Source organism: Rhizobium sp. 01N447_2 (genome assembly GCF_056399245.1).
In genome coordinates, this window is record NZ_JBFTQY010000022.1 from 24,007 (window position 1) to 41,037 (window position 17,031).

15 protein-coding genes are annotated in these 17,031 nt (G+C 61.2%); 6 read left to right on the forward strand and 9 right to left on the reverse strand.

Annotated features, from left to right (window positions below):
* Positions 1-21 precede the first annotated feature (21 nt).
* Positions 22-441 (reverse strand): GFA family protein, encoded by a 420-nt coding sequence (locus AC1ECN_RS17455; protein WP_018072340.1) that lies wholly within the window; start codon positions 439-441, stop codon positions 22-24.
* 285 nt (positions 442-726) lie between these two features.
* Here AC1ECN_RS17455 and AC1ECN_RS17460 point away from each other — a divergent pair, with 285 nt between their 5' ends.
* Entirely contained in the window at positions 727-2,565 is a 1,839-nt protein-coding gene (locus AC1ECN_RS17460; RefSeq protein WP_130655664.1) for an ABC transporter ATP-binding protein, read from the forward strand.
* Between the two features lie 220 nt (positions 2,566-2,785).
* Here AC1ECN_RS17460 and AC1ECN_RS17465 read toward each other — a convergent pair whose 3' ends face one another.
* Entirely contained in the window at positions 2,786-4,159 is a 1,374-nt protein-coding gene (locus tag AC1ECN_RS17465; protein ID WP_018072343.1) for a class II 3-deoxy-7-phosphoheptulonate synthase, read from the reverse strand.
* A 220-nt stretch (positions 4,160-4,379) separates the two neighbouring features.
* On the opposite strand from AC1ECN_RS17465, the gene AC1ECN_RS17470 reads away from it, so the two are divergent.
* Positions 4,380-5,663 carry a pilus assembly protein TadG-related protein gene (locus tag AC1ECN_RS17470; protein ID WP_130672670.1) on the forward strand — a complete coding sequence of 428 codons (1,284 nt, stop codon included), beginning with the start codon at positions 4,380-4,382 and terminating at the stop codon, positions 5,661-5,663.
* 179 nt (positions 5,664-5,842) lie between these two features.
* Here the strand turns inward: AC1ECN_RS17470 and gor are convergent, their stop codons facing one another.
* Positions 5,843-7,228 carry a glutathione-disulfide reductase gene (gene gor / locus AC1ECN_RS17475; RefSeq protein WP_130672671.1) on the reverse strand — a complete coding sequence of 462 codons (1,386 nt, stop codon included), beginning with the start codon at positions 7,226-7,228 and terminating at the stop codon, positions 5,843-5,845.
* Between the two features lie 188 nt (positions 7,229-7,416).
* Here gor and AC1ECN_RS17480 point away from each other — a divergent pair, with 188 nt between their 5' ends.
* Positions 7,417-7,629 carry a hypothetical protein gene (locus tag AC1ECN_RS17480; protein WP_026170920.1) on the forward strand — a complete coding sequence of 71 codons (213 nt, stop codon included), beginning with the start codon at positions 7,417-7,419 and terminating at the stop codon, positions 7,627-7,629.
* 57 nt (positions 7,630-7,686) lie between these two features.
* On the opposite strand, the gene AC1ECN_RS17485 is transcribed toward AC1ECN_RS17480, so the two are convergent.
* From AC1ECN_RS17485 to rpiA, 3 genes are all read right to left on the reverse strand, one after another.
* Positions 7,687-7,971, reverse strand: coding sequence for an acylphosphatase (locus tag AC1ECN_RS17485; RefSeq protein ID WP_018072347.1), 285 nt, complete (start codon positions 7,969-7,971; stop codon positions 7,687-7,689).
* A gap of 94 nt (positions 7,972-8,065) precedes the next feature.
* On the reverse strand, positions 8,066-8,629 hold the full coding sequence (locus tag AC1ECN_RS17490) for a DUF2059 domain-containing protein (RefSeq protein WP_018072348.1): 564 nt from the start codon (positions 8,627-8,629) through the stop codon (positions 8,066-8,068).
* A 15-nt stretch (positions 8,630-8,644) separates the two neighbouring features.
* Positions 8,645-9,343: a ribose-5-phosphate isomerase RpiA gene (rpiA, locus tag AC1ECN_RS17495; RefSeq protein ID WP_477953656.1), complete on the reverse strand. Its 699-nt coding sequence runs from the start codon at positions 9,341-9,343 to the stop codon at positions 8,645-8,647.
* Positions 9,344-9,547: 204 nt separating this feature from the next.
* Between rpiA and AC1ECN_RS17500 the strand changes: the two genes are divergently transcribed.
* Entirely contained in the window at positions 9,548-10,264 is a 717-nt protein-coding gene (locus AC1ECN_RS17500; RefSeq protein WP_197727408.1) for an HAD family hydrolase, read from the forward strand.
* Between the two features lie 143 nt (positions 10,265-10,407).
* On the opposite strand, the gene AC1ECN_RS17505 is transcribed toward AC1ECN_RS17500, so the two are convergent.
* Both AC1ECN_RS17505 and AC1ECN_RS17510 read right to left on the reverse strand, forming a co-directional pair.
* Entirely contained in the window at positions 10,408-12,321 is a 1,914-nt protein-coding gene (locus AC1ECN_RS17505) for a L,D-transpeptidase family protein (RefSeq protein ID WP_130672674.1), read from the reverse strand.
* Between the two features lie 93 nt (positions 12,322-12,414).
* A complete protein-coding gene (locus tag AC1ECN_RS17510) occupies positions 12,415-12,681 on the reverse strand; it encodes a hypothetical protein (RefSeq protein ID WP_130655671.1) in 267 nt (88 codons plus the stop codon).
* Positions 12,682-12,741: 60 nt separating this feature from the next.
* Between AC1ECN_RS17510 and fumC the strand changes: the two genes are divergently transcribed.
* On the forward strand, positions 12,742-14,133 hold the full coding sequence (gene fumC, locus AC1ECN_RS17515; protein WP_130672675.1) for a class II fumarate hydratase: 1,392 nt from the start codon (positions 12,742-12,744) through the stop codon (positions 14,131-14,133).
* 223 nt (positions 14,134-14,356) lie between these two features.
* Here the strand turns inward: fumC and AC1ECN_RS17520 are convergent, their stop codons facing one another.
* Positions 14,357-15,184, reverse strand: coding sequence for a VCBS domain-containing protein (locus AC1ECN_RS17520; RefSeq protein ID WP_024321878.1), 828 nt, complete (start codon positions 15,182-15,184; stop codon positions 14,357-14,359).
* Positions 15,185-15,415: 231 nt separating this feature from the next.
* Between AC1ECN_RS17520 and AC1ECN_RS17525 the strand changes: the two genes are divergently transcribed.
* Positions 15,416-17,023 carry a fumarate hydratase gene (locus AC1ECN_RS17525; protein ID WP_018072355.1) on the forward strand — a complete coding sequence of 536 codons (1,608 nt, stop codon included), beginning with the start codon at positions 15,416-15,418 and terminating at the stop codon, positions 17,021-17,023.
* The last annotated feature ends 8 nt before the right edge of the window (positions 17,024-17,031 follow it).

A 17,031-nucleotide genomic window follows, 5' to 3' on the forward strand; every position in this document is an offset into this window, starting at 1 on the left:
TCGGCGATCAACCCTTGTCAATCACGGGGCCAGCGAGGATGACGAGGGGGGATTCCCGTCATATTGCGGTAGGCCATCTGATATTTCGTAGAAATCGCCCTTGTCGGCGCAGTAGATATGATGGCCGAAGGCAAGGCCGCTCGGCGTGTCAAAGGCGCCGGCCATGACCGAAATCTCCGCCGATCCGTCCGCCTGCCAGAACAGCGCGGAGCCGCAATTCGAGCAGAAGCCGCGCTGCGCCTCTTCGCTCGACCGGTACCAGCGGACCGCCTCGGTGCCATCAACCGAAAGAGCCGCGCGGGCCACGTTGACCGCGGCGTAATAAAACCCGGTCTGCCGGCGGCACTGCGAGCAATGGCAGCCGACGACAGGCCCTGGCTTCGCCGTCGTTGAAAATCGCACGGCGCCGCAAAGGCAGCCACCTGTATGCCGTTCGGTCATGGTCGCCCTCCCGTTTATGACGGGACGTTGCCGCCGATCGCCCGCGGCGTCAAATCCATTCCGTTCAACGAAATCATCAGAAATCTTGAAAATTGCCGGCCTTATGCATGCTTGGCACCTGTTGCTCGACAACAACAGCCGCCAACCTCATCTCATCCCGGCATTGAATCGCCGGCTGTTGTCGGCGATACTGCAGGTCAAATTTATTCAACCCCCGGGAGACTGACATGAGAGCGACCCTGTCCGAACAGAAAGGAAACATCCCCCACAAGGACATTCAGCTTCATGAACATTCGGTTCTCCCGCGCGAGGAAAAACTCGCGACGCCATAACCCCTTCCTGAAATTCTTCCGCGACGATGCGAATGCCGCCGACCGCGAGCGGCGCTGGTCGCGTATGCGCAAATTCCTCTCCTACTATCGTCCGCACCTGCCTTTGCTGCTGGCGGATCTGCTTTGCGCCATCCTGGTGGCCGGCACGGCGGTCGCCCTGCCGCTCTGCGCCAACATCGTCACGAGCCGCCTTCTGGCTCTGCCCGACGCGCCGCAGGCCTTCGCACACATCCTTGCCATGGGCGGCGTCATGCTGGCCGTTCTGGCGGTCCAGATCGTCGCCATCTTCTTCGTCGATTATCGCGGCCATGTGATGGGTGCGCGCATCGAAGCGACGGTGCGGCAGGAACTCTTCGAGCACTGCCAGAAGCTCTCGTTCAGCTTCTACGACCGCCAGCGCACCGGCCAGCTGATGAGCCGCATCACCAATGACAGTCTGTGGCTGGGCGAGCTCTTTCATCATGGCCCCGAGGATCTTTCCATCGCCGTACTCAAATACGGCGGCGCCATGCTGGTACTGTTCTTCATCGATCCGCCATTGGCGGCTCTCATCCTGCTGCTCACACCGGCGGCGGTCGCCTATGCGCTCTATTTCAACCGGCGCATGAACCGCGCGCTCGAAGCCAGCAAGCGGCAGATCGCCGCCGTCAACGAGCGGGTGGAGGACGCTCTTGCGGGCATCCGCGTCGTCCAGTCCTTTGCCAACGAGGCGCTGGAGAAGGAACGCTTCGCCGAGCAGAACCGGCGCTTCCTGCAAAGCCGCGCCGAGGGCTATCGGAGCGAAGCCTGGTTTTCGGTCGGCACCGAAACCTTCGCCCAGCTCGTCACCATATTGGTGATTATCGTCGGCGGCCTGCGCATCCTGGCGGCGGAACTGACCGTGCCTGATATGCTGACCTTCCTGCTCTGCATCGCCGTGCTGGTCGATCCCGTGCAGCGGCTGGCGAATTTCGTGCGCCTCTGGCAGGAGGGTTATACCGGCTTCGTCAGGGCCATGGAGATCCTGGAGATCGCTCCCGATATCACCGATCGGCCGGCGGCGCGGCCGATGCCGGCACCAAGGGGCGAGATCAGCTTTTCCAACGTCGCCTTCGGTTACGAGGCCGATGGCCCGCGGGTGCTCGAGCAGCTGTCGCTCACCATCGCTCCCGGGGAGTTCGTCGCCCTGGTCGGCCCGTCAGGGGTCGGCAAGAGCACRCTTTGCGCGCTGATACCGCGCTTCTACGATGTCGAGGCCGGGGCGATCCGGATCGATGGCATAGACATCCGCGATGTGACGCTGGCCTCGCTCCGGCGCCATGTCGGGGTGGTGCAGCAGGATGTCTACCTGTTTGCCGGTACGGTGGCGGAAAACCTGCGCTACGGCCGGCCCGACGCCAGCGATGCCGAGCTGGAAGTGGCCGCGCGCGCCGCCAATGCGCACGACTTCATCATCGCCCTGCCACATGGCTATGACACCGATATCGGCCAACGCGGCGTCAAGCTCTCGGGCGGCCAACGCCAACGCATCACCATCGCCCGCGCCTTCCTCAAGAATCCGGAGATCCTGATCTTCGACGAAGCGACCAGCGCGCTCGACAACGAGAGCGAACGGGCGGTGCAGCAGGCGCTGCTCAGCCTGGCGAACGGCCGAACAACCCTGGTCATCGCCCACCGTCTGTCCACCGTCCGCCATGCCGACCGCATCCTGGTCCTGACGGCCGATGGTATTGTCGAACAGGGCACACATGACGAGCTCATGGCGCAAGACGGCGTCTACGCCAATCTGCACAGCGTTCAGGCCAGCATCTGAGCGGCTGGTGCGGGTGCACGATAACAAAAGCCCGGCGGTCCGCCGGGCTGCTAACAAGTCGACCAACTCCTCTTTCGTCATGCTCGGGCTTGTCCCGAGCATCTGCAGCCGGCACAGCAGATCTTCGGCACAAGGCCGAGAATGACGTCGAGAAAAGAGCGAGGCCTGTCAATAAAAAGCCCGGCGAACCGGGCTTTTCTTCATTCATTTTAGGCTGATCTCAGCCGTTCGCGACCATGCGCTTTTCGTCGCGGCCGCCCTTCATGCGCTCGGCAAGCAGGAAGGCCAGCTCGAGCGCCTGGTCGGCGTTGAGGCGCGGATCGCAATGGGTGTGGTAGCGGTCCTGCAGGTCTTCTGCAGAGACCGCGCGGGCGCCGCCGGTGCACTCGGTCACGTCCTTGCCGGTCATCTCGATATGGATGCCGCCGGGATGAGAGCCTTCGGCGCGGTGGATCTGGAAGAAGCTTTCGACTTCCGACAGGATCCGCTCGAAGGGACGGGTCTTGTAGTTGTTGAGCGTGATCGTGTTGCCGTGCATCGGATCGCAGGACCAAACGACCTTGCGGCCCTCGCGCTCGACGGCGCGAATGAGCTTCGGCAGGCTGTCGGCGACCTTTTCGTGGCCGAAGCGGCAGATCAGCGTCAGGCGCCCGGCCTCGTTGGCAGGATTCAGGATGTCGATCAGTTGCAGCAGGTCGTCAGCCTGCAGCGACGGGCCGCATTTCAGGCCGATCGGGTTCTTGATGCCGCGGCAATATTCGACATGCGCATGGTCGGCCTGGCGCGTACGGTCGCCGATCCAGATCATGTGGCCCGACGTTGCATACCAGTCGCCCGACGTGGAATCGACGCGGGTCAGCGCCTCCTCATAGCCGAGCAGCAGCGCCTCGTGGCTGGTGAAGAAATCGGTCTCGCGCAGCGCCGGCTGGTTTTCCGAGGTGATCCCGATCGCCTTCATGAAATCCATGGTTTCGCTGATGCGATCGGCAAGCTTGCGGTAGCGCTCGCCCTGCGGGCTGTCCTTGACGAAGCCGAGCATCCACTGATGCACGTTTTCGAGATTGGCGTAGCCGCCCATCGCAAAGGCGCGCAGAAGGTTCAGCGTCGCGGCCGACTGGCGGTAGGCCATGGCCTGGCGTTCCGGGTTCGGAATGCGCGACTCCTCGGTGAATTCGATGCCGTTGATGATGTCGCCGCGATAGGCCGGCAGCGTCACGTCGCCCTGCTTCTCGACATTCGACGAACGCGGCTTGGCGAACTGGCCGGCAATGCGACCAACCTTCACGACCGGCAGCTGCGCGCCAAAAGTCAGCACGACGGCCATCTGCAGGAAGGCGCGGAAGAAGTCGCGGATATTGTCGGCGCCGTGCTCGGCGAAGCTCTCGGCGCAGTCGCCGCCCTGCAGCAGGAAGCCGTTGCCTTCGGCGACATTGGCGAGATGTTTCTTCAGGCGGCGCGCCTCACCTGCAAAGACAAGCGGCGGATAGCTGGCAAGCGTGGCTTCCGTTGCCGCCAAAGCGGCTGCGTCGGGATATTCGGGAACCTGCAGGATCGGTTTTTGCCGCCAGCTGCTCGGGGTCCAATTCTCTGCCATCTCACTCACCTGTTCTCACATCCATACCTCAGGATGCCCTCAATATGCGGCGGCTTATAGACCTTTAGGTCAGGCTTGCAAAGACCAATCGCCGACAGTTGTCGCCTCACTACCGCCGCCCCGCCGTTGTCTGGTTAAACCCGCATATACCATGTCGATTTCCCCATATTTTAGACTTTCAATGTAGAACCGCAAAGAGTTTCAACATCGGGGACATGGCATGGCGATCCTTCCGCCCGGTTTCATATCGGACCGCTCGGGCAATTTTGGCATCATGACGGCGCTGCTGGTCGTACCGCTCTTCGGTGCGGCCGGCATGGCGGTGGATTTCGCCCATGCGCTCAGCCTGAGGACACAGCTTTACGCCGCCGCCGATGCTGCCGCCGTCGGTTCGATCGCCGAGAAATCCGGCGCGGTCGCAGCCGCCATGACCATGAGCGGCAACGGCACGATCTCGCTCGGCAAAGACGACGCCCGCAGCATTTTCATGTCTCAAATGTCCGGGGAGCTGACCGACGTTCATGTCGATCTCGGCATCGACGTCATCAAGACCGCCAACAAGCTGAATTCACAGGTTTCCTTCAGCGCGACCGTGCCCACCACCTTCATGCGCATCCTCGGCCGGGACTCGATCACGATCTCAGGCTCGGCGACGGCCGAGTATCAAACCGCCGCCTTCATGGATTTCTACATCCTGCTCGACAACACGCCTTCCATGGGCGTCGGCGCAACCGCGACCGATGTTTCCAAGCTGCAGGCCAAAACAGGCTGCGCCTTTGCCTGCCATCAGATGGACCAGAGCACCAACAACTACACCATCGCCAAGAGCCTCGGCGTCGCCATGCGCATCGACGTCGTGCGCCAGGCAACCCAGGCGTTGACCGATACGGCCAAGACCGAACGCGTCAGCAGCGACCAGTTCCGCATGGGCGTCTATACTTTCGGCATCAAAGCCGAAGACGCCAAGCTGACGACGATCTCTAGCCCCACCTCCGACCTGACGAAGGTGAAGAATTACACCGACGCCGTCGACCTGATGACCATTCCCTACCAGAACTACAACCAGGACCAGCTCACGAGCTTCGATAGCGCGCTGACGCAGATGAATACCATCATCGATCCGGCCGGTGACGGCACGTCGAATATCAGCCCCGAAAAGATCCTGTTCTTCGTTTCCGACGGCGTCGGCGACAGCTACAAGCCGTCGGGATGCACTAAGAAGACGACTGGCGGCCGCTGTCAGGAACCGATCGACACCTCTTTCTGCAAACCGCTGAAGGACCGCGGCGTCAAGATCGCCGTGCTCTACACCACCTACCTGCCGTTGCCGAGCAACGATTGGTACAATACATGGATCAAGCCCTTCCAGAGCGAGGTCCCGACGAAGATGCAGGCATGCGCCTCGCCCGGCTTCTATTTCGAAGTAACGCCGACCGAAGGTATCACCGATGCGATGAAGGCGCTTTTCCTCAAGGTCATCCGGGCGCCGCGCATCACCAGCTAGCGCATCGGCCCGAAAATCAGAATCGATTTTCGGAAAGCACGATGCGTAGATTCAAAAAGTTAGAGCGTCCCTTGTGCGTCCGAAGGGACGCACGGCGCTCTAATACATGTTGCCCGGAAGTGTGCAGCGGTTCCGGGTCAACGAGATAGATAAAACAAAGAGCTAAAGCCCGTCGCGGCTCAAAGCCGCTTGCCGTCGCGGATCCGATAGCTCGGCGCATACATGGTCACGAGCTCTTCGGCGGCGGTCGGATGCAGCGCCATGGTGCGGTCGAAATCGTCCTTGGTGCAGCCGGCCTTCAGTGTGATGCCCAGCAACTGCGCCATCTCGCCGGCGTCGTGGCCGAGGATATGGGCGCCCACCACCTTGCGGCTCGCCGCATCGACGATCAACTTCATGATCATCCGCTCGGCTCGGCCGGAAAGCGTGGCCTTCAGCGGCCGGAACTGGGCGCGGTAAACCTCGAGCTCGCCGTAACGTTTGCCCGCATCCTCTTCCGAGAGGCCGACAGTGCCGATCTCCGGCTGCGAGAAGACGGCGGTTGGGATCAGCTCGTAGTCCGGCCGGGTCGGATTGTTCTTGTATTCGGTCTCGATGAAGCACATCGCCTCGTGGATCGCCACCGGCGTCAGCTGTACCCGGCTGGTGACATCACCGAGCGCATAGATGTTTTCAACATTGGTGCGGGAATATTCATCGACGATAACGGCGCCGCGTTCGTCGACGGCGACGCCGGCCGCCTCAAGGCCAAGGCCTTCGGTGTTCGGATCGCGCCCGAGCGCCAGCATGACGACGCCGGCCTGCAACGTGCCGTTATTCAGCGTCTCCAGAATGAGCCCGTCCTCACCCTTCGAAACCTTCTGCAGCGTGTCGTGACAAAGGATGCGGATACCCTTGGCGACCATAGCCTCGTGCAGCCCGCGTCTCAGATCCTCGTCGAAGCGCGACAGGATCTCGGCGCCGCGATAGATCAGCGTCGTCTCGACGCCGAGGCCATGGAAGATATTGGCGAACTCGACGGCAATATAGCCGCCGCCGGCGATGACGATCGATGTCGGCAGCTCTTCGAGATGAAAGGCCTCGTTGGAGGAGATGCAGAGTTCGTGACCGGGAAGGGCTGCATGCGGGTTCGGCCGTCCGCCGGTGGCGATCACGATCGTCTTGGCCGTCACCGTCTGTCCAGTCTTCAGCAGCCGGACCGTATGGGCATCGACGAGCTCTGCGCGCGTTTCCAGGATTTCGGCATTGGCGCCGGCGAGACCTTTCTTGTAGAGGCCCTCCAGACGGGCGATTTCAACATCCTTGGCCGCCACCAGCTTCTTCCAGTCGAAGCTGCTTTCGCCGACCGTCCAGCCGAAGCCCGCGGCATCCTCGAAATGCTCATGGAACTGCGAGGCGTAGACGAAGAGCTTCTTCGGCACGCAGCCGCGGATCACGCATGTGCCGCCGTAGCGGTATTCCTCGGCGATCGCCACCTTCTTGCCGAGCGAGGCGGCGACACGCGCGCCGCGCACGCCTCCGGAACCGCCACCGATGACGAAGAGGTCGTAGTCGTAGGAAGACATGAGGAGCTCCGGAAGGGAATCGCAGGAAGAATGTTCCTGATATAGGGGCGATCATCACGAAAACAAAAGCCCGCTCCTGCGTCATCCCGTTCCCATCGCCGAATCTTCGTTGTAAACGGCTGCGATTGACCCGGTCAGCCGAGGCTGGCAGGCAATCCATGGGATGGAAAAGAATGCCGGAGCAAAAAATGGATCAAACTCTCTTCACCAACCTGTGCAGGGCTGGCAAATTCAAGGAAGCGCTCGGCCTCGCCATTCAGGGCCATGAGGACGAAAAATACACGCCGAGCCGTTTCTCGATCGACAAGAAGACGAGACTGCCGATCTTCTACCGCGGCAACAAGCGCGTGGAACCGGATGAGGACGGCGTGTGGCAACTTGCAAAGAACCCGAACGCATAGGGACTGAATTCCGGCGCATATGCGACGCCAATTGCATCTGCCTAGCGATTGATGCTCTCAGCGGGTAATGTGGAAATCCGTCGGGTTCTTCTCAAGCTGGGCTGCTTCCGTCTCGACGCCCGAAACCGACGCCCCCGAAGGCCCGCGCCTGAAACGCTCGATCATCGTCGAGATGGCGCTGTCGGGTCCTGCGATCACAGCGACGACGGCCCCGTCCTCTTCATTGCGAACCCAGCCCGTCAAACCGAGCCGTACGGCCTCGTCGCGCGTCCAAAAGCGAAAACCGACACCCTGGACCTTGCCGGATATCCGCACTCGGACAGCCTTGTCATGATCGGACATCTGCAGTCACCTGAAACCTCGCCGGCGGCATTTGCCGCATCATAGCAAAAAAGCCCGGACGATGCCGAGCTTTCGCAAATTGACGGGGCAAGCCTTACTGCTGGGCAGCCGGTGCGGGAGCCGGAGCGGCGGGGCTGTCGGTTGCCGGCGGCGGCGCCTTGATCACCTTGGAAAGCTCGGCGTTGCTCTGCTTTTCCAGGTCGCGGGAAATGCCCTGTGCCCAGATGTCGGCAGCCTTCGCCGTCTCGCGCGAGGCGACTGGACCGTCGCGCAGCAGCTTCTTGCCGATGTCGGAATTATAGAAGTCAGCGATCGCCTTCAGCTCATCGACGGTGAAGGTTTTGGCATAGGTGAGTGCCGCCTCCTTCTCCAGATCGCCGCGGCGCGGCGCCAGCGCCAGCGCCTGCGCGTCGACCGTCGACGAAATGATGTCCTGGTAGTTCGGCGAATCCTGGATCAGGCCGGCCTTCAGGCGCTCGGCGAGACCCGGCAGGATATTGTCGAACTGGGCAGTGGCGCCAATGGCGTCGATCGCCGCGCGAGATGCCTTCAGCTGCTCCTCGGAGACTTCCTGCGCCTTAACGGCGGAGCCGAAAGCAAGCCCGGAAAGAACGACGGTCGCAGCGGCGAGACGGCCAAGACCTGCAATGTTCATCATGAGTATACGCTCCTGTTATCTGTTTGCCTGCAGTGTGCGCACACCCGCAGGACCGGCAATAATCGCAAGTGCCGCCATATTGATAAAGAGCCCGTGTTCGACGACGCCGGGTATGGAATTCAGCTCGCTCGAAAGCGCCTCTGCATCAGGAATGCGGCCAAAAGATGCATCGATGATGTGATGGCAGCCATCCGTGGTAAACTCTCCGTCACCCGACTGGCGCAGAGCGAGTTCACCCGAGAGGCCGAGCCGGGCCGCGACCTTTTCGATCGCGATGCGCGTCGAGACGAGCCCGAAAGGATTGACCTCGATCGGCAGCGCGAAGGCGCCGAGCATTTCGACCAACTTGCTCTCGTCGGCAATGACGATCATCCGCTCGGAGGCGGCTGCGACGATCTTTTCGCGCAGCAGTGCACCGCCGCCGCCCTTGATCAGCCTGAGCCCCGTATCGACCTCGTCGGCGCCATCGATCGTCAGGTCGAGCGCCGGCAGTTCGTCGAGCGACTTCAGCGGCACGCCGAGTTCGACGCAGAGCCGCGCGGTTCTTTCGGACGTCGGAACACCTTCGACCCTGAAGCCGCCCGCGACCTTCTCTGCCAGCAGGCGAACGAATTCTTCCGCCGTGCTGCCGGTGCCGATCCCGAGACGCATCCCGCCTTCGACATGGGCGAGTGCGGCCTCGGCGGCCTTGATCTTCATTTCGCGGGYATCCATGCGCCGCCAGCTCCGATTATTGCGTTGGATGTGCTGTTTACACGGCTCGCCTGGCAAACGAAAGTCAAAATCATCACGGAAAATGAAAAGCCGAAACAGAGGCCTGCGGCCTTCCCGGCCATCGCCGGACGTTGCTTTCCGCCGCGCGATCGCCTACCTCAGGACGATCCATCGCTCCTCAAGACGACCATCGCTCAAAGAGACATGCCCTTGACCCCTGCCCCTGCTCGCCAAGCGCTCGTCGTCTTCGATCTCGACGGCACCCTTCTCGATACCCATGTGGACCTGGTCGAGAGCCTGAACCATACGATCTCGGCGCTTGACCTCGAACCGGTCAGCTACGACGACCTCACCCATCTCGTCGGCCAGGGCGCGCGCGTGATGATCGAGCGCGCCTGCCGGCTGCGCGGCCATCCGCTTGAAGGCGACGCCCTGCCGTCGCTGGTCGAGCGTTTCGTTGCCCACTATGCCGGCAACATGCCAGGCCGTACCGAACCCTATCCCGGCCTGGTCGCCGCCATGGACCGGCTTAGATCCGAAGGTCACCGCCTCGCCGTCTGCACCAACAAGATGGAAAGCCTGGCACTCGGCCTGCTCGACAAGCTCGACCTCACCCGATATTTCGACGCGATATCAGGCGGCGACACCTTCCCCGTGCGCAAGCCCGACGCCCGCCACCTCACCGGCACCATCGAACGCGCCGGTGGCGACATCGCGCGCACGGTGATGATTGGCGACAGCATCAACGACATCGCGGTTGCCAAGAATGCCGGCGTGCCCTCGATTGCCGTGCCATTCGGTTATTCCGACGTGCCGGTTTCGAGCCTCGATCCGGATGTTATCATCACCCATTTCGATGAGCTGACATCGGAGCTGGTGGAAAGGCTGTTACGGGAATACGCGGAGAAGGTTGCCGTCTGAGACCGGAGCCGCGCCCCCGCTTTCTGCTGGGGTGCCACACAGTGCGCGCCCTCTCCACTTTGTTCCCATTCCGTAATCACCGCCAAAAACAAAAACGGGCGACCCAAAGACCGCCCGCCAGCATCGCTAATCCGATCCGATTATCAGATCTGCGCCCCACGTGCCTTGGTCGTCGCGTCGAAGGCCTTGTCGACATAGGCGTCGCGGCCGTAGACGTCGTCGAAATATTCCACCACGCCGTCCTTGTTCGGCCAAGCCGTGAAGTAGGAGACGTAGACCGGGATCTTCTGCGGCACGCGCACCGCATGGTTCTGCCCGCTGGCGATCTGTTTGGCGACATCGTCGACCGTCGTGCTGAGCACGGCAGCCGCCATCGCACGCGGATCGGCAAGGCGCACGCAACCGTGGCTCAGCGCCCGCATGTCGCGCTTGAAGAAGCTCTTCGACGGCGTGTCGTGCATGTAGATCGCGTGGCTGTTCGGGAACAGGATCTTCAGTTCGCCGAGCGCATTGTCGCTGCTCGGCGGCTGGCGTACCGAGACGTTATCGGTCGAGCCGTACCAGTCGACGCTTGAAGAGGCGACGGCATGGCCGTTCACCTCGACTTCATAACCGAGCTGGTCGAGATAGTTCGGATCCGAGCGCAGCTTCGGCAGCATCTCATTGATGATGATCGACTGCGGCACGCCCCAGAAAGGGTTGAATTCCACCGTCTCGATCTCGTCGTCGAAGAAATAGGTCTGGTTGTTCTTGCCGCCGACCACCACGCGCATCGACAGCTGTTCCTTGCCGTCATTATGGTAGTAGACCATGTAAGCGGGCTGGTTGATCATGACGTACCGGGAACCGAGATCTTCCGGCAGCCACCGCGCCTGCTCCATGGCGACGACGAGCTTGTCGATCTTCGAGGCATTGGTGTCGCCGCCGGTCATGGCGCGCACGGTCGCCTGGCCGATAACGCCATCGGACTTCAGCCCGCGCTCCTTCTGGAAGTCCTCGACCAGCGAAACGATGTCAGGCGAATAGTCGCTGCTGCCTGCGTAAGCAGCAAGCGTTGCCGCATGATCGGTCCTCAGTGTTTCGGAGCCGTGCTTGCCGATCGCCTTGACGATATTGGCAATCTCGGGCGAGCTGTCGCCAGGCCTCAGCAAATTGTCGAGCGAAACGACGATTCGCTCCTCATTGCCGCCATCGGCGGCGCGAAGCTTTGCAAGCTCCGCCTTGAGCGCCAGGAACTGCGGACTATCAGGCGAGCGACTGGCGATGTAGGCGCCGACATCGGGGCTCATGCGGGCAAGCTTCAGCACCGGGGCCAGATTGACCACCTTGCGCTGGAAGTCGTGATAGCCGGAGATCTTGTTCGGATCGATGCGGCCGCGCACCGTATCCTGGACGAAGGCGAGCACCTTGGCGGAGAGTTCAAGCTCGAACTGTGTCAGCGCCCGATCGCGGAAGGCGGGATCGGGATTAGCCGGGTCGATATCAGGAGTCTGGACGGCGTAATCTGCCGGATCGAGACCGACGACGGCCGCATCGGCAAGAACTGACATTGCCGACTTGGCGCGGTCGTTGATCTGGTTGCCCTCGACCCAGACGAGCGGATTGCGGCTGTCGCCGTAATAGGCTTCGAGCGCCTTTGCGACGTCGGCATTGGCGCGCACCTTGGCCTGCGCCAGGAAACGGCGCTGTACGGCGGGTTCGGCGCTAGCATCGCCACTGCCCGAAACATCGGCGACCGCGCCGGTGACGACGGGATCGGCGAACTTGCCGGCATCGACGAACTGCAGCGTCTCGGTTTTGTAGGTATAATAACGCGGACCGCTCACCTTCGGCAGCGGCGCCTCAGGGTCGAGCCCACCGAGCGATCCGCCGATGCCGCCGCGCTGGCCTACGCGGCCGGGCGGCATCTGGTCCATGAAGATGGTGCTCTGGGTCCGCTGCCTGTCGCCGCGCAGCATATCCATCAGCGTATAGGCATGCGCGGGAGCAGCACTCATCACTGCCAGGCCGCAGGAGAGTGCCAATGCGGATACCGCGCTTTTCAAAACGAACGTCATATATCTTCCAGTCCCGGTGTCATGCTGTTCTTGTCACGAGCGCAAGGCTCAAGCTCAAATCCCGCGAAACTCAAGAGCGTAGGCCCTCATTGATCAGAAACCGGCCTGCGCCGCCAGCGCCGGCGGACTCAATTTTGTGTGACGGAGATCCTGCACGGCGCCGCGCAGCAGTTCACACAAAATTATGAAATTATTAGTTAATTTTTTACCGAATTTTCGCTCCCAGACCAGTGTGGCGAAAACGCCCGGACGCATAAAATTTCCAAAGTGGCTTAAAAAGCACGCCGAAAAGCCTGCGCAAACATGACTTCCGATTTCAATATTTCGCACGGCGTCCAGTTTTCTTGTCCGGCTTTCCAACCTATAAGACCTCATCTTTCGAAGATGCCCGAAAACAGCATGTAAGGGAAGGCAAGGCTGATGACCGCAACCCGCACCGAAACCGATACTTTTGGCCCGATCGACGTCGCCGCCGACCGATACTGGGGCGCCCAGGCCGAGCGTTCGCTCGGCAATTTCAAGATCGGCTGGGAAAAGCAACCGCTGTCGATCGTGCGTGCGCTCGGCATCGTCAAACAAGCTGCCGCCCGCGCCAACGTGTCGCTCGGCCAGCTCGATCCTGTCCTCGGCAAAGCGATCGTCGACGCCGCCCAGGAGGTGATTGACGGCAAGCTGAACGACCACTTTCCGCTGGTCGTCTGGCAGACCGGTTCGGGCACACAGTCCAATATGAATGCCAACGAAGTAATCTCCAATCGTGCAATAGAAATGCTTGGTGGCGTCATGGGTTCCAAGAAGCCGGTGCATCCGAACGACCACGTCAATATGAGCCAGTCGTCGAACGACACCTATCCGACGGCCATGCACATCGCCTGCGCCGAACGGATCGCCCATCACCTGCTGCCGGCCATGAAGCACCTACATGCCGCCCTCGACATGAAGGTCACCGAATTCAGCCACATCATCAAGATCGGCCGCACCCACACCCAGGATGCGACGCCGCTGACGCTCGGCCAGGAATTTTCCGGTTATGCCGCCCAGGTCGGCTCCGCCATCAAGCGCATCGAGATGACCCTGCCAGGCCTCTGCGAACTCGCCCAGGGCGGTACTGCCGTCGGCACCGGCCTCAATGCGCCGGTGGGCTTTGCCGAAAAGGTCGCCCAGGAGATCGCCAATATAACAGGCATGCCCTTCGTCACGGCGCCGAACAAGTTCGAGGCGCTCGCTTCGCATGACAGCATGGTCTTTTCCCATGGCGCCATCAATGCGGCGGCTGCCGCCCTCTTCAAGATCGCCAACGATATCCGCCTGCTCGGCTCCGGTCCGCGCGCCGGCCTCGGCGAGCTGGCGCTGCCGGAAAACGAGCCCGGCTCCTCGATCATGCCCGGCAAGGTCAATCCGACCCAGTGTGAAGCGATGACGCAGGTCTGCATCCATATCTTCGGCAACAATGCTGCTCTCACCTTCGCCGACAGCCAGGGCCATTTCGAACTCAACGTCTACAATCCGATGATGGCCTATAATTTCCTGCAGTCGGTGCAACTGCTCGCCGACGCCGCCGTCTCCTTCACCGACAATTGCGTCGTCGGCATCGAGGCGCGCGAGGACAATATCAGGGCCGGCCTCGAACGCTCGCTGATGCTGGTGACGGCACTTGCCCCGAAGATCGGCTACGACGCAGCCGCGAAAATCGCCAAGACAGCGCACAAGAACGGCACGACGCTGAAGGAAGAGGCCCTCGCCAGCGGCCTGGTGACATCGGAAGAATATGACGCGATCGTGCGCCCGGAAACGATGATCGGGCCTAAGTAGGACGGGGCCGCCCCTCATCCGCCTGCCGGCACCTTCTCCCTGTAAACGGGGCGAAGGGGACAGGTCGCAACATCTCCGCTCCCCGCCACGTCTCGTATGGCAAGTCCTCTCGCCCCGTTTTTACGGGGGTCCGGAGGACGGGTCGATACGGGTGGCTCGACCCCGGTAAGGTTAGGGTGAGGGGCTGACTCTGGGCAAATCCAGTAAGCGTCCTTGTCCAGCCTCAAACCAACAGCGAAAAGTTGTCCATCACGACGGAATTGCCCATGAAGTCGAAACGGATTTCGTCGATGTCTTCGAGATTGACCTCGAGATTGGGGTCGGTGATCTCGAGTTCCTGCTGATAGACGATCAGGCCGTCGTTCAGGGCAGTCAGCGTCAGGTGAAACGGCGATGCCGACAATTCGGCAATCGAAACGCTCTGAAAGGTGAACTCCCCGCCATCGAGCATTTTCAAGCTTACGGGCGCAGAACCCGGCGATAGGACCGTATCGCTGAAACCGTCCTCGGTGATGGCGTCGACTCCCGGGATGGTATCATAGACATACCCGTTCAGAAGCGTGAATTCGTGACCGCCGTTCACCGAGAGCGCAAAGTTGCGGTAGTCAGGCAGAGAGAAATTATCCGCCCTCGAGGTGACGCCCAAATCGTCGAAATCCAGGTTTTCATGGTATTTTTCGCCTTCGTTGACGCCGTCGATCGCCAGCGTCAGCACGCCGAGGTCCGTGCCCCCTGAGCCATCGGACATCTTGAAGCTCAGCTTCTCGATGAGCTGATCGTATTTCGTTAAATTTTTCACGACGTCGAGCGTGTAGTCCAGCTCGTACTCGAAGTGACCGTCAGGTTTCAGTTTGAAGGTTCCGTACTCGCCCCTTATGATCGTTTCGTGGTCAGGCCCATGTTTGGCGTCGATACGCACGCCATTGACGAAGCGAACATACATGTCCGCTCCCTCGGGATCGCTGGAGAGGCGCAGCAGATTCCCGCGGATCCAATTGTCTTCGAAAAAAACGAGAAGGTCGTCGACAGCAGTTGGCTTTGCATTTGTCATTTGAAGCCCCGGCAGGTTAACGCTGCCGGGAATATGGACTGGCCTCGAACCGAAGGCAACCTGGAGTCGTCTTTGTCGAGGCGATTACGCTAGTTTCACCCGTTTCGCGTGGTGCAGCACGCGCGACTCTGGCTTAACCGGCCGGACTCCGGCGCAGCCTGATTGCATTTGCCCCGCGGCGGATTTAGACCGGTTCCAATCTAGCGACGCCCTACCAGAAAGGTCACTTCGATGGCTGACGATCTCTTCCCCCTCGGCAAGGATGCCACCCCCTATCGCAAGATCAGCGGCGACCATGTCTCGGTTGATACGTTCAAGGGCCAGGAGATCCTGACCGTCGAGCCGGAGGGCATCCGCCTGCTTGCCGAAACCGCCTTTGCCGACATCAACCATCTCTTGCGCCCCGGCCACCTCAAGCAGCTCGCCTCGATCCTCGACGACCCCGAGGCGACCGACAACGACCGCTTCGTCGCCTATGACCTGCTGAAGAACGCCAATATTGCTGCCGGCGGCGTGCTGCCCATGTGCCAGGATACCGGCACGGCGATCATCATGGGCAAGAAGGGCCGCAGGGTCTGGACCGAAGGCGAGGATACGGCGGCGCTCGCTCGCGGCGTCATGGATGCCTACGAGAAGAAGAACCTGCGTTACTCGCAGCTCGCGCCGGTCAAAATGTTCGAGGAGAAGAACACGAAGAACAATCTGCCGGCCCAGATCGACATCTACGAGGAAGGCACCGACGCCTATGAATTCCTCTTCGTCGCCAAGGGCGGCGGCTCGGCCAACAAGACCTTTCTCTACCAGGGCACGCCCTCGCTCTTGACCCACGATCGCATGATCGACTTCCTCAAGGAGAAGATCCTGACGTTAGGGACGGCAGCCTGTCCTCCCTATCATCTCGCGATCGTCATCGGCGGCACCTCGGCCGAGATGAACCTGAAAACGGTCAAGCTCGCCTCCACCCGCTATCTCGACGAGCTGCCGACCGAAGGGTCCGAGAGCGGCCACGCCTTCCGCGACATCGAGATGGAGAAGGAAATCCACAAACTGACGCAGCAAATGGGCGTCGGCGCCCAGTTCGGCGGCAAGTATTTCTGCCATGATGTGCGCGTCATCCGCCTGCCCCGCCACGGCGCCTCGCTGCCGATCGGCCTCGGCGTCTCCTGTTCCGCCGATCGCCAAGCCAAGGGCCGCATCACCCGCGATGGCATATTCATCGAGCAGCTCGAAACCGATCCGTCTAAATACATGCCTGAGATCGACGAGGCGAAACTGTCGGAATCGACAGTGCGCATCGATCTCAACCGGCCGATGGCCGACGTGCTTGCCGAACTCTCCAGGCATCCGGTCAAGACGCGCCTGTCGCTATCAGGCACCATCATCGTCGCTCGCGACCTGGCGCATGCCAAGATCCGCGAGCGGCTGGAAAAGGGCGAAGGCATGCCGGATTACCTGAAGAACCACCCGGTCTATTATGCCGGCCCCGCCAAGACGCCTACAGGTTACGCCTCCGGCTCCTTCGGTCCGACGACCGCCGGGCGCATGGACAGCTACGTCGACCAGTTCCAATCCTTCGGCGGCTCGATGGTAATGCTCGCCAAGGGCAACCGTTCGCGCGCCGTGCGCGAGGCATGCAAGAAACATGGCGGCTTTTACTTAGGCTCGATCGGCGGCCCCGCCGCCCGTCTTGCCCAGGACTGTATCCGCAAGGTCGAAGTCTTCGAATATCCCGAGCTCGGCATGGAAGCCGTCTGGAAGATCGACGTCGAAGACTTCCCTGCCTTCATCGTGATCGACGACAAGGGCAATGATTTTTTCCAGGAGCTGAATTTGGGGTGAGTGGCGGG